Annotated in this window: 12 protein-coding genes; 6 read left to right on the forward strand and 6 right to left on the reverse strand. The window is 63.4% G+C overall.

Going from position 1 to position 12,792, the window contains the following annotated elements:
- Positions 1-211 precede the first annotated feature (211 nt).
- From ACQ4W0_RS14330 to flhD, 3 genes are all read right to left on the reverse strand, one after another.
- Positions 212-973 (reverse strand): SAM-dependent methyltransferase, encoded by a 762-nt coding sequence (locus ACQ4W0_RS14330; protein WP_436577309.1) that lies wholly within the window; start codon positions 971-973, stop codon positions 212-214.
- 103 nt (positions 974-1,076) lie between these two features.
- Positions 1,077-1,640, reverse strand: coding sequence for a flagellar transcriptional regulator FlhC (flhC, locus tag ACQ4W0_RS14335; protein WP_436577310.1), 564 nt, complete (start codon positions 1,638-1,640; stop codon positions 1,077-1,079).
- A gap of 39 nt (positions 1,641-1,679) precedes the next feature.
- On the reverse strand, positions 1,680-1,997 hold the full coding sequence (gene flhD, locus ACQ4W0_RS14340; protein WP_034758381.1) for a flagellar transcriptional regulator FlhD: 318 nt from the start codon (positions 1,995-1,997) through the stop codon (positions 1,680-1,682).
- Between the two features lie 605 nt (positions 1,998-2,602).
- Here flhD and kynU point away from each other — a divergent pair.
- From kynU to ACQ4W0_RS14365, 5 genes are all read left to right on the forward strand, one after another.
- Positions 2,603-3,853: a kynureninase gene (gene kynU, locus ACQ4W0_RS14345; RefSeq protein ID WP_436577311.1), complete on the forward strand. Its 1,251-nt coding sequence runs from the start codon at positions 2,603-2,605 to the stop codon at positions 3,851-3,853.
- A 20-nt stretch (positions 3,854-3,873) separates the two neighbouring features.
- Positions 3,874-4,746 carry a tryptophan 2,3-dioxygenase gene (gene kynA, locus ACQ4W0_RS14350; RefSeq protein ID WP_436577312.1) on the forward strand — a complete coding sequence of 291 codons (873 nt, stop codon included), beginning with the start codon at positions 3,874-3,876 and terminating at the stop codon, positions 4,744-4,746.
- A 9-nt stretch (positions 4,747-4,755) separates the two neighbouring features.
- Positions 4,756-5,301, forward strand: coding sequence for an RBBP9/YdeN family alpha/beta hydrolase (locus tag ACQ4W0_RS14355; RefSeq protein WP_436577313.1), 546 nt, complete (start codon positions 4,756-4,758; stop codon positions 5,299-5,301).
- Between the two features lie 107 nt (positions 5,302-5,408).
- Positions 5,409-7,463 (forward strand): toxin-antitoxin system YwqK family antitoxin, encoded by a 2,055-nt coding sequence (locus tag ACQ4W0_RS14360; RefSeq protein WP_436577314.1) that lies wholly within the window; start codon positions 5,409-5,411, stop codon positions 7,461-7,463.
- A gap of 2 nt (positions 7,464-7,465) precedes the next feature.
- Positions 7,466-8,491 (forward strand): hypothetical protein, encoded by a 1,026-nt coding sequence (locus ACQ4W0_RS14365; RefSeq protein ID WP_436577315.1) that lies wholly within the window; start codon positions 7,466-7,468, stop codon positions 8,489-8,491.
- A 10-nt stretch (positions 8,492-8,501) separates the two neighbouring features.
- Here ACQ4W0_RS14365 and ACQ4W0_RS14370 read toward each other — a convergent pair whose 3' ends face one another.
- On the reverse strand, positions 8,502-9,539 hold the full coding sequence (locus tag ACQ4W0_RS14370; protein ID WP_436577316.1) for a hypothetical protein: 1,038 nt from the start codon (positions 9,537-9,539) through the stop codon (positions 8,502-8,504).
- 133 nt (positions 9,540-9,672) lie between these two features.
- Between ACQ4W0_RS14370 and ACQ4W0_RS14375 the strand changes: the two genes are divergently transcribed.
- Entirely contained in the window at positions 9,673-10,413 is a 741-nt protein-coding gene (locus ACQ4W0_RS14375) for an alpha/beta fold hydrolase (RefSeq protein ID WP_436577317.1), read from the forward strand.
- Here the strand turns inward: ACQ4W0_RS14375 and ACQ4W0_RS14380 are convergent.
- Both ACQ4W0_RS14380 and htpG read right to left on the reverse strand, forming a co-directional pair.
- The gene (locus tag ACQ4W0_RS14380) at positions 10,390-10,614 is read right to left on the reverse strand and encodes a hypothetical protein (protein ID WP_436577318.1); all 225 of its coding nucleotides are present in this window, start codon (positions 10,612-10,614) and stop codon (positions 10,390-10,392) included. The genes ACQ4W0_RS14375 and ACQ4W0_RS14380 overlap by 24 nt on opposite strands.
- Positions 10,615-10,832: 218 nt before the next feature.
- Entirely contained in the window at positions 10,833-12,752 is a 1,920-nt protein-coding gene (gene htpG / locus ACQ4W0_RS14385; RefSeq protein WP_436577319.1) for a molecular chaperone HtpG, read from the reverse strand.
- Positions 12,753-12,792 lie beyond the last annotated feature (40 nt).

Consider the following 12,792-nt stretch of genomic DNA (forward strand, 5'->3'; position numbering starts at 1 on the left):
ACTCCCAATAATGGCCGGGCCTGGGTGCCCGGCATGTTCAAACCTGTTCCTGCCTTCTGGCGGCTGCGCCGCCGACGAAGACAGCGGCAAAAAAAGTGACCGAAAGTCAATTTAAATAAGCCGCTTTTCAATGCAATTCCGAGAAAATGCCGTGTGGAACTACAATAACGTGAGATTGCCCTCCGGGCAAGCAAATAACGCAGACAATTGCTTAAAAGCACCATATGTAAAGCAAAGGGCCACCCTCTGTGGCGGCGATGGTCATATCGGGTTCGCGTGCCACAATCTGGAATTCGTAACTAAGAAGCATGCTACCGGGCAACATCTCCTTTTCCGCCTTGCTCCACAGGGCCGCCATCGCCGCGGGCGACAGGTAAGCAAAGACCGCATCATAGCGGCTGAAATCGAGCGCTTCGTAGTCGCCGTGCAGGAAGCGCGCGCGGCTCCCCGACAGCCGCGCGCGCAGGCGGCTTGCCAGCCACGGCAACGGCGCCAGTTCGATGCCGGAAAACTGCCCATCGGGCCGGCGCCGCGCCAGGTCCAGCACCAGGCCGCCCAGGCCGCTGCCTATATCGATCAGGCGCACGCCGGGACGGTCCGCGATCAGCTCGGCGACCGCCTGCCATACGCGCGGCCCCGACGGATAAAACGGCACTTGCGTGCGAAATGTGGACCAATACAGGCTCAGCAGGAAAACAAAGGCCGCCAGGAACACGGCCGGGGGCCAGTGCAACAGGCTGGCCGCCAGCAGCCCGGGCGCAAACAGCACGCCGATGGCGCACCACCAGCGCGCCAGGCCCGCGCGCCAGGTAATGAGCGCCGCCAGCACGCCCTGCAGCAAGGCCACGACCGGCAACGACATGACCAGGCCCGCACGCGCCAGGCCATATACCAATAGCAACATCAAGGGAAAGGCCAGCACCTGGATCAGGATGGCCTTGAGCGCGGGCGCGCGCAGGATTTGTTGCAGCATGGGACAGTCATCGGAGGAAAACGCCAGTGTAAGCGAAAGCACCATGAAAAAGCCGGAGTCCGGTCAGGCGACCGGCTCCGGCTCGAACGGTGCGGAGGCAGTATCAGGCGGTCACACGCGGCGACGCGACTGCGGCCGCTTCATCGCGCGCCTTCTTGGTCTTGCCTGCACGCGAAGGCATGTGACACAGGCCGCAGACATAATCGGCGTTCAGGTCGAGGCAGTTGACGACAAACTTGCCGCCGCACTTGCCGCAAGGCGCCATGTTCAGCATCTTGCTGCTGAAAAAGCGCACCAGGGTCCAGGCCCGCGTCAGCGACAGCTGCGGCTCTTCACCGGCCTCTGGCGGCATTTGCTCCAGATACAGCTTATACGCCTTCATCACGGCTTCGATGCCGGTGGCGCCGGCGTGGTCGACGAGGAATTTGTGGATATTGATGAACAGCGAGGAATGGATATTCGGCTGCCAGGTGAGGAACCAGTCGGTGGAAAAGGGCAGCATGCCCTTGGGCGGCGAGACGCCCTTCAATTCCTTGTACAGGTTCAGCAGGCGTTCGCGCGACAGCGAGACTTCGGTCTCCAGCAGTTGCAGGCGCGCGCCCAGCTGTATCAACTCGATGGCCAGCTGGATTTCTTGCGCTTCCGATACGACACTTTTCTTGGCCATGCTGACTGCTCCGCGACTGACGAGTACTAATTTAAAAACTTAGGCGATTTCTTCGACACCTTGGCCGGCCATCAGGATAGCGGCATGCGACTGGGCCAGCGAGCGGTCTTTATTGTAGTTCGTCAACATGCCCAGGATGGCGCTGTCATCGAAGCGGAAGCGGGCCAGCATCATGTTTCCGCCAGCGAGCTTCAGGATCTGCGCATTGCTCATGCCTTCGATCAATTCGGCGATTTCGGCGGCTATGCCCAAACGGAAGATGGCCGTTACCTTGTCCGCACGAATCATTTGCTGAGCCAGCATCAGGTAGCTCAGGTTAGCGTCGCGAATCTCAGCCATCATGTCGTTAGCAGTCATTTCCATCTCCTAAATCCGTTGAATTCATCTGGCGTTGTTTGTTGCCAGTGAGATACATTCTGCAGGAGCAACATCAAACGCAACAGAGGCGAAGGACTGTATTTTAGGTCGGGAAATGGCGGGCAGGACCGTAGGTGTTTGTCTGACAAACACTACTCGATCATGGTCGCACGCCAGTAACGGCGCGGATGTGGAGGGTGGGCGCGGAGTGGGATTTACCCGACTTCAGGCCTGTAAAAAATATCACTTTTTTACAACAACTTGATCAGAATCAAGTCTGCTTACCTAGATAACGGCTGCCTTGGCAGGAACTTTAGGGCTTTTTCGAAAAATATTTAAAAAAGCCGCATTCTTTTTTGGCCGGTTTGGCACCGCTCATGTAATGGTTGACGGCGGCGAATCGCAGAACTTTAGGGTGATTTGAAAATATTTTTTTAAATCGTGATTTTTTTCGTTGACGCCCCGCAGGGAGGCACTTTCCGCCCCCGGCCGGCGCGGAAATTCCGCTTTTTGGCGGGGATTTGCTACACTGCCTGCTTCCGCACAATACTTTAGGCCTCAAGCAATATAGTGCCATTAAGACAAGAATTAACATGAAAGCCACCATGATTTCTCGACATGACTGCAACGCGCGCGATCTCGATGATCCCCTGGCGCCCTTGCGCCAGCAATTCGACTTGCCGCAAGGCGTGATTTACCTCGATGGCAATTCCCTGGGCGCCCGGCCGAAAGCGGCCCTGGCCCGTGCCCAGCACGTCATCACGGCCGAATGGGGCACGGACCTGATCCGCAGCTGGAATACGGCAGGCTGGTTCGACTTGCCCAAGCGCCTGGGTGACCGCCTGGCCCCGCTGCTGGGCGCCGGTACGGGCGAAGTGGTCATCACCGACACCACCTCCGTCAACCTGTTCAAGGCCCTGGCGGCCGCCCTGCAGATGCAGGCCAGCGATCCCGCGCATGCCGCGCGCAGTATCATCGTCAGCGAACGCAGCAACTTCCCCACCGACCTGTACATGGCGCAAGGCCTGGCCGCCTGGCTCGACCGCGGCTACCAGCTGCGCCTGGTCGACAGTCCCGAGGAGCTGGCGCAAGCCATCGCTGCCGATTGCGCCGTCGCCATGCTCACGCACGTCAACTACCGTACCGGCTACCAGCACGACATGGCCGCCATCAGCAGCCATTGCCACGCGCAGGGCGCGCTGGCGCTGTGGGACCTGGCCCATTCGGCCGGCGCCGTGCCGCTGGACCTGAACGGCGCCGGCGCCGACCTGGCCGTCGGCTGCACCTATAAATACCTGAATGGCGGCCCCGGATCGCCCGCCTTCATCTGGGTGCCGGCAAAGCACCAGGCGCGCTTCCGCCAGCCACTGTCCGGCTGGTGGGGCCACGCCACGCCGTTCGCCATGGACCCAGGCTTTGCGCCGGCCGACGGCATCGCGCGCGCCCTGTGCGGCACGCAGCCCATCATCTCGCTGGCCCTGGTCGAATGCGGCCTGGAGATCTTTGCGCAAACGAGCATGGAAGCGATCCGCCGCAAGTCGCTGGCCCTGACGGACCTGTTCATCGCCCTGGTGGAACAGCGCTGCGCCAGCCATCCGCTGGGCCTCGTCACGCCGCGCGAGCATGCGCGGCGCGGCAGCCAGGTCAGCTTCACGCATCCGCACGGCTATGCCGTGATGCAGGCGCTGATCGCGCGCGGCGTGATCGGCGACTACCGCGAGCCGGCCATCATGCGCTTCGGCTTCACACCCCTGTACACCAGCTTTGCCGACGTGTGGGATGCCGTGGAGATCCTGCGCGACATCCTCGACACCCAAGCCTACGACATCGCCGCCAAGCGCGATGCCGTCACCTGAACCTGGAACAAGAGAACACCATGAGCAAAGAAAACAGCAGCGGCTGCCCCATGCATGCGGGCGCCCAGCAAGGCGCCGAATGGCATGGCGCGCAGATGGATTTCAGCGAATCGATGAGCTACGGTAACTACCTGGCGCTGGACCGCATCCTGACGGCCCAGCATCCGCTGTCGCCGAACCACAACGAAATGCTGTTCATCGTGCAGCACCAGACCAGCGAATTGTGGATGAAGCTGATGCTGCACGAAATGCACGCCGTGCGCGCCAACCTGCAAAGCGGTGACCTGGCGCCCGCCTTCAAGATGCTGGCCCGCGTGGCGCGCATCATGGACCAGCTGGTGCATGCCTGGGACGTGCTGGCCACCATGACGCCGCCCGAATACACGGCCATCCGCCCCTACCTGGGCGCCTCGTCCGGCTTCCAGTCCTTCCAGTACCGCGAGATCGAATTCATCCTGGGGAACAAGAACGCCGCCCTGCTCAACGTGCATACGACGGCGCCAGAAACCTACAAGGTGCTCGACGCTGCCCTGCGCACGCCGTCCGTCTACGATGAAGCCGTCAAGCTGCTGGCGCGCAGCGGCCTGCTCATCGCGCCCGAGCGCCTGGACGCCGACTGGACCCAGCCGACCGCCGCCGACGCCTCGGTAAAAGCGGCCTGGCTGGAAGTCTACCGCGACCCGTCGAAATACTGGGCCCTGTACGAGCTGGCCGAAAAGCTGGTCGACCTGGAAACGGCCTTCCGCTTCTGGCGCTTCCGCCATGTGACGACGGTGGAGCGCATCATCGGCTTCAAGACAGGCACGGGCGGCACGGCGGGCGTGAGCTATTTGCGCAAGATGCTCGACGTGGTATTGTTCCCGGAACTGTTTGCCCTACGAACCGAACTTTAAGGAGCATCGATGTCGCCTCTCGTCCTGACCCTGGCCGGCCTGTGGAATTCCGGGCCGCAGCACTGGCAAACCCATTGGGAAGCGCGCCACCCGCAATGGTCGCGCGTGCCGCACGGGGAATGGCAGACGCCGGACAAGGACGAATGGGTGGCGGAGCTCGACCGCGCCATCGCCGCCTGCGAGCGCCCGCCCGTGCTGGCGGCGCACAGCCTGGCCTGCGCGCTGGTGGCCCATTGGGCTGCCAGCGGCTCGCCGCACAAGATCGCCGGCGCCTTCCTCGTCGCCCCCAGCGATGTGGAAGCGCCCTCCTACCCCACCGGCACGTCGGGCTTTGCACCCATGCCGCTGCAAGCCCTGCCCTTCCCCAGCCTGGTGGTCGCCAGCGGCGATGACCCCTATGTCAGCTTCGCGCGGGCACGCGCCTTTGCCGCCGCCTGGGGCAGCGAACTGACCATGATCGGCGACGCCGGCCATATCAACGGCGATGCCGGCTACGGCCCGTGGCCGGAAGGCGAGCAGCTGCTGCTGGATTTTTGCGCCGCGCACCAGGCCTGAACCGGGACGCGCAGCGCACACGATACGCGCGCGCGCATTTGCCCGCATCGGAGAACACAGGCAGAATCGTGGCCTTTCCATAGCGGCGCCCCGGCGCCAGCCCCACGATGAAACGTCTGCTACTGCCCTTGCTGCTTTGTTCCGCCCTCGCCCACGGCGCGCCCTTCTACGAAGGCAAGAGCCTCGCCCATCCCGCCATCAGCGCTTCGCAGGATAGCGGCCTGGATGTCGCCTTTCTCAAGGAAAAAGAGGGCGTCAACGGCTACTACTGCGAATGCAAAGGCAGCAGCGCGAAACCCATTTTGCTCGACCAGTTCGGCAACGCCGTCATCCGCTCCGTCTTCTACGCCTCGCTGGACAAGGAATCGGACACCAGCGTGCAAACCATGCTGGTGCTGTTACGCCAGGGTGACAAGAACGGCCTGCGCGCCTACCGCTACCACCGCAGCTCCGGCAAGTACCGGCGCCTCGACGGCCTCCAGCCAGCCCTGAACCGCATCGTGGCGCAAGGCGCCGCCCCCAATGCGGGGCAGGTCAAGGCGGCGCTGGCGAAACTGGCGCCCATGGACTACAGCGTCGCGCGGGGCAAGAGCGGCAATGCGGACTTCGACGCCATCGACCATACGCAAGGCACCATCGTCGGCTACTACAGCGATGACGGCAAGCCGGTGGCGGCAGGCGGCAAGGACGCCATCACCTACAAGAAGACCTTCCAGAAGAAGGGCGAGCGCTTTCTCACCGCCAGCTACACGCTGTACAGCGATGCGGGTGCCGGCATCCTGCCCAATTACCGCCTGTGGCAAGTGACGTGGGAAACGGCGCCGCAGCAGTTCACGGGCAGCGAGGACGGCCCCTCCGTCCTCTACAGCCTGGCCTGGGACGACGGTTCGGTGGTCGAGCGGGGCCAGTACGTGAAGGGCAAGCGCCAGGGACTGTGGGTGCGCGAGGGCATGCACGAAGGCAGCGAGAAAGGCAATTTCGTCAACGGCCTGCAAGAAGGCCTGTGGCACTTCGATTACCCCAAACAGAGCGAGAGCGGCATGTACCGGGCCGGCAAGCGCGATGGCCGCTGGACGGTCGTCAACTATGCCGATGAAGAGGAAGTGACGGGTTTCGACACCTATGCAGGCGGCCAGCTGAACGGCCCGCACGAACGCCGCATGGGCGGCAAGCTGCAAACGCGCGGCAACTACGTGAACGGCACGCGCCACGGCGCATGGATCACGGAAGACGGCGACGGCAGCTTCATCGACGGCTTGCGCGACGGGCCGTGGAAGCTCAAGCTCAAGGACAAGGTCACGCAAAGCGTCACCTTCGTCAAAGGCAAGAAACAGGGCGAGGCCCTCGACACGGATGCGCAAGGCGCACTGCGCGTGCGCGACCACTACCAGGCGGGCGTGCTCGATGGCAGTCGCACACGCTATCTTGGCCCGGCCGGCAAGGAATACGTGGTCTACACGGCCACCTACCGCAACGGCCAGCTCGATGGGCGCGAACAGGCGTTCGACGACAGCGGGAAAATCCTGCGCCTCGACACGCTGTGGGACAACGGAAAGAAGCAGGGCCTGGACGCGCGCTACTACCCGAGCGGCAAGCCGGAACGCCTGGCCGTCATCGACCAGGGCCGCCTGCTCACGCACCTGCGCGAATACTATGAAGACGGCCAGCTGCTCAACGACATCCACCGCTGCACCTTCAAGGAGTACGGCAGCACGCGCGACGACGTGTGCGAATACCACCACATGTACTACCCGGACGGCAAGCCGCAGTATTACTACGCCTTCCAGTACGGCCAGCGCCAGGAAGGTTATTCGAACTACCCGAACGGCAAGCGCAAGGACGAACTGCTGGTCGACCGCGCCGCCGACACGTCCGTCGTCAACGCCTATTATGAAAGCGGCCAGCTCAAATGCACTGAGCCGCGCAGGGGCCACAGCACGCGCACGGTCAATGGCCAGTCAATCATCAGCTACGGTTCGGCCGACCGCGATGGCGACAATATCTGCTACCACCCGAACGGCAAGGTGGCCAGCATCTTCACCTTCCGCAAACGCGTGCTGGTCGATTGCGGCAAGCGATTCGACGACACGGGCAAGCAGACGTTCCCGGGGCCGGCAGGCTGCCCACCCCCCAGACAGGTGGACTACCCCATCGGACTGTGACCATGACGCAGGCAAGACAGCCGCAGTGCATCCAGAACCCCGAACGCATCGATGCCGGGGCGATCCGCGCCGCCGTCGCGGGCGGCCAACAGGTGCTGGTGCAGTTCAATACCCTGGGCGAGCCGGGGCCGCTGCTGGCCGACCTCGACGCCCTGGCCGCCACCTGCGGCACGGCGCTGACCATCCGTATCTACGGTTACGATCCGAGGGTGTTCGATGCCCGCATCCTGCGCGCGCTGCCGCATGTGGCCAGCCTGTCCATCGATTGCCATCGGCAAGCCATCCATCTGGAAGCGTTGGGCGAGTTGCGCCACCTGAAGCGCCTGAGCCTGGGCGTGTACGAGCTGGCGCAGGCCGACATCCTTCAGCTGGACAATTTGCGCGGCCTCGAATATCTGCAGTTGGGCGAATCGGCCAGGAACAATATCGATCTGGCGCCCCTGCGCCACTATGCGCACCTGGCCAGCTTGGTCATCGAGGGCCACCACCAGCATATCGAAACGCTGGCCAGCCTGCCGGCGCTGCATGACCTGTCGCTGTACCGCATCAAGAGCAAGGTAGCGCTGGATTTTATCTCGGAGATGGCCCGCCTGGACAGGCTGCTGTTGCAGCTGGGTGGCCGCGAATCGATCGCGCACATCGAAGCGCCAAGGCTAAAGAAGCTGGAAGTGATACGCGTGCGCGGCCTGGAAACGCTGGGCGATATCGGCCGCTTTCCCCTGCTGCAGGCGCTATGGGTGGAAGACCAGATCAAGCTGCGGCAGATCGCGCTGGGGCCCAATCCCGTGCTCGAACGCCTGAACTTGCACACCTGCAAGACGCTCGACAGCCTGCCCGGCCTCGCCGCCTTGCCCACCCTGCGCCAGTTGTCGGCATCCGAGACCATGCTCGACACCGACGCCCTGCTGGCGCATGGCTTGCCCGCGTCCCTGACGCATGTGCGCCTGCGCACCGGCAGGAAAACACGCGACGATGCCATCGCCGCGCAGCTGGCGCAACTGGGCTACGACGACGCGCGCCTGCATTGATCTGGCGGACCTAGCGGCCGGCCGCCAGCTTGCGCTGCCACAGCGCCACGTCGATCATCACCCCGTCCGCGCCCGTGTTGCGGATGTAGACGCGGTAGCTGCCCTGCCCCATATCGCCATCGAGGTAGGCCGTGCGCTCGTTGCGCTGCAGCCGGGCGCCCTTGGCCAGCTGGCGGTAGCGTTCCACCACCGCATCGAAACTGGCGTAGCTGCGCAGCGCCACTTCCAGGTCGCGCGGCGGGCGGCCTTCGGCATGGTCCAGCACATTGTTCTGTTTCTTGCCTTTGAGCGTGAGCGGATAGGCAAACACGCCGGCGCCGGCCGACGTCAGCACCGTGGATTTATCGAGCAGCAGCGGCAAGAGCGCCGGCGGATACGCAGGCGGCAGCTGGGCGCGGTTCCAGCCCGGCAGGGCCGGCTGCGCCAGCACATATTCGACGCTGGCGATCTTCTGCCCATCGGCGCCCGCTTCCTTGTCGCCCGCGATCAGCGCCAGCATGGGCGGCAATTGCCGCGCCCAGGCCAGCAAGGGCGCCGCTTCGCCGACCAGCATGCCCTTGCGGTGGAACACCGTCAGCACCGCATTCGGATCGGGATTGCAGACTTTCGCCAGCGGCTGGCCCTCAAGGTGGCAATGCCCGTTGACCAGGCCAAAGGCGATGATGGCACCGCGTTTGTCGAGCAGCATGGCGCCCCGTTCGCGGCCCTGCTTGCGGTCATTCATCGACGCCAGCAACTGGCGGCCATCGGCCAGCACAGTGCGCGTGGCGTCGCGCTTTTCACTGATCGCTTCGAGCGCCTGCGCCAGCAGCAATTCATCGTCCTCCGTGTAGCTTCCGCGCGCGTAACCGAAGAAATCGAACAGGACCGCGCGCACCTGCGCATCGTCGCTCAGGCGCGGCAAGGGACCGCCGGCCAGCAGGGAAGACAGGCTTTTCCCGGCTGGCGCCGAGGGTGCCGCCATGGCGCGGGCGGGCTGGGAAAGGACGCAGGCCGCTGCCAGCAAGGCGCCGCCCAGGGTGCGGTAATTCGAAAAGATGATATGCATGATTCTGTCTGTCGGGGATTTGGCCGCTATGACGGCCACGCATGACGCGCCGGCGATTCTAGCATGGCGCCAGCCCCCATGCCGTGCGGCTGGCGGACGGCGCGTGGCCGGCGCGGCTGTTATGATGGCCGCAATGACGATATCCCACCCTGCCCCGACACTGCTGGTCCTCCTGCCCGGCATGGATGGCACGGCCCGGCTATTCCACCGTTTTGACGCCGCCTTGCGGGCGCAAACCGCCATCGACACCCAGGCCATCGCCTATCCGGCCGCACCGCTGGACTATGCGGCGCTGGAAGCATTCGTGCGCGAGCGCTTGCCGCGCGACCGTCCCTTCGTGCTGCTGGCCGAATCGTTTTCGGGACCGCTGGGGGCAGCTTTGCGTGCCGATCCGCCGCCCGGCATGCGCGCCCTGATCCTGTGCTGTTCGTTCGTGCGCAATCCGCGCCCGATGCTGGCGCCACTGCGCCATCTGCTGGAGCTCGTCCCTTTTGGCGCCCTGCCCGGCTTCGCCCTGCGCCAGGCGCTGCTGGCGCCCTACGCCACGCCGCCACTGCAGGCGGAACTGTCGGCGGCACTGGCGCAAGTGCCGCCCAGCGTGCTGCGCCAGCGCCTGCGCGCCGTGCTGGAAATACTGGAAAAGGACGCCTTGCACAGCTTCGCGCGCGGCAGCCTGCCCGTGCTGTATCTACGCGCCCGCCACGACCGCCTAGTGCCGCCGGCAAACGCCTTGCAGATACTGCGGCAGGCAGCCGGCACGCAGCTGGTCGATATCGACGCGCCGCACATGCTGCTGCAAGCGGCGCCGGCAGCGGCGGCCGGTGCCGTCGCCGCCTTTATCGCGGGCCTGTCAGCCCCTCAGGCGCTCGACTAAACGTGCGCTGGCCAGCACGGCCAGCCAGCTCAAGCCGCCCGACAGCACACTGAAGTACATGGCCCGCAGCGGATGCTGCGGCAGCAGATACGCAAGCACGGCCGCGCCCAGCAAGCCACACAGCACAGGCTTCCACCAGCCAGGCGGCAGCAACGCCAGCAGCAGATTCGTGCCCGCATACACGTAAAACACCAGCAGCAAGGCCAGGCCAGGCCACCGGCCACGCCGCGCGAGCCGAGGCTGCCGAACAGCTGCGTGTACAGGTAAAACCCCAGCCAGCTCAACACAATAAACAGCAGGCAGCCCAGCGCATGCGCGCCCAGGCCCGCCATCAGGCGAATTTTCATGCTGCTCCTTAAAGAAAAAGCCGGCCCTTTCGCGAAGAAAGGGCCGGCTTGCTGACGCTTGCAACCAAGCGATTACTTCGCCGAATTGAGCAGCAATTCGTTGAGGCGTTTCACAAAACTGGCAGGATCGGCCAGCGAACCGCCTTCGGCCAGCATGGCCTGGTCGAACAGGATGTTGGCCCAGTCGCCGAACTTGCCGCCTTGCGCGTCTTCGTACTTCAAACGCGTCACCAGCGGGTGATTCGGGTTGATTTCCAGAATCGGCTTCGATTCCGGCGCGCTCTGGCCGGCCGCCTTCAGCATGCGCAGCAGGTTGCCCGACAATTCGTTTTCATCGGCCACCAGGCAGGCTGGCGAATCGGTCAGGCGGAACGTCACGCGCACATCCTTGGCCTTGTCGGCCAGCACGGTCTTCATCTTGCCCACCAGGTCGGCGTACGAGGTTTCCGTTTCTTCGTGCTCTTTCTTTTCCGCTTCGTCTTCCAGCGCGCCCAGGTCCAGGCCACCTTTTGCGACGGAGACCAGTTCCTTGCCTTCGAAGTCCTGCAGGAAGGACAGCATCCATTCATCGACGCGGTCCGTCAGCAGCAGCACTTCGACGCCCTTCTTGCGGAAGATTTCCAGGTGCGGGCTGTTCTTGGCGGCGGCGTAATTGTCGGCCGTGACGTAGTAAATCTTGTCCTGGCCTTCCTTCATGCGTGCCACGTAGTCGGCGAACGAGGTGATTTGCTCGTCGCTGTCGTTGGCGGTCGAGGCAAAGCGCAGCAGCTTGGCCAGGCGCTCCTTGTTGGCCGCGTCTTCGCCAATGCCTTCTTTCAGCACCTGGCCGAATTCCTTCCAGAAGACGGCGTACTTGTCCTTCTTGTCCTGCTCGTCCGCGTTCGCCAGTTCTTCCAGCATGCCCAGCACGCGCTTGGTCGAGCCTTCGCGGATGACTTTCACGTCGCGCGACTCTTGCAGGATTTCACGCGACACGTTCAGCGGCAGGTCGGCCGAATCGATCACCCCGCGCACGAAGCGCAGATAGGTCGGCATCAGCTGCTCGGCATCGTCCATGATGAAGACGCGCTTGACGTACAGCTTGATGCCACCGCGCTTGTTGCGGTCCCACATGTCGAACGGCGCCTTGGCCGGGATGTACAGCAGCTGCGTGTACTCGCTGCGGCCTTCCACGCGGTTATGCGTGTGGCTCAAAGGCGACTGGAAGTCGTGCGAGACGTGCTTGTAGAACTCGTCGTACTGTTCCGGCGTGATGTCGGCCTTGTTGCGGGCCCACAGGGCGCTGGCCTGGTTGACGGTTTCGAATTCGTCTTTCAGGACGGTTTCTTTTTTCTCTTCGTCCCACTCTTCCTTCTGCATCACGATAGGCAGCGAGATATGGTCCGAGTATTTGCGGATGATGGACTTGATCTTCCAGCTCGACAGCAATTCGTCCTCGCCTTCGCGCAGGCGCAGGATGATGTCCGTGCCGCGCGACGGCTTGTCGATGTTCTCGATGCTGTAATCGCCTTCGCCGCCCGATTCCCAGCGCACGCCTTCAGAGGCGTCCACGCCGGCGCGGCGCGTTTCGACAGTGATCTTGTCGGCGACGATGAAGCCGGAATAGAAGCCCACGCCGAACTGGCCGATCAAGGCCGCGTCTTGCTGCTGGTCGCCCGACAGCTTGCCGAAGAATTCCTTGGTGCCCGACTTGGCGATGGTGCCCAGGTGCGAGATCGCCTCGTCACGGGTCATGCCGATGCCGTTGTCGGAAATGGTGATGGTGCGCGCATCCTTGTCGAAGCTGACCTTGATCTTCAATTCGTGATCGTTGCCGTACAGGGCGTCGTTATCGATCGCTTCGAAGCGCAGTTTGTCGGCCGCGTCGGACGCGTTCGAGACCAATTCGCGCAGGAAGATTTCCTTGTTCGAGTACAGGGAATGGATCATCAGGTGCAGCATTTGCTTCACTTCGGTCTGAAAACCCAGGGTTTGCTTTTCGGAGACAGCCATTTTTACCTCATAGTCTTGTGGATGGGACGAATGTTACGGA

Source organism: Janthinobacterium breve (assembly GCF_051380895.1).
Lineage (GTDB): Bacteria > Pseudomonadota > Gammaproteobacteria > Burkholderiales > Burkholderiaceae_D > Janthinobacterium.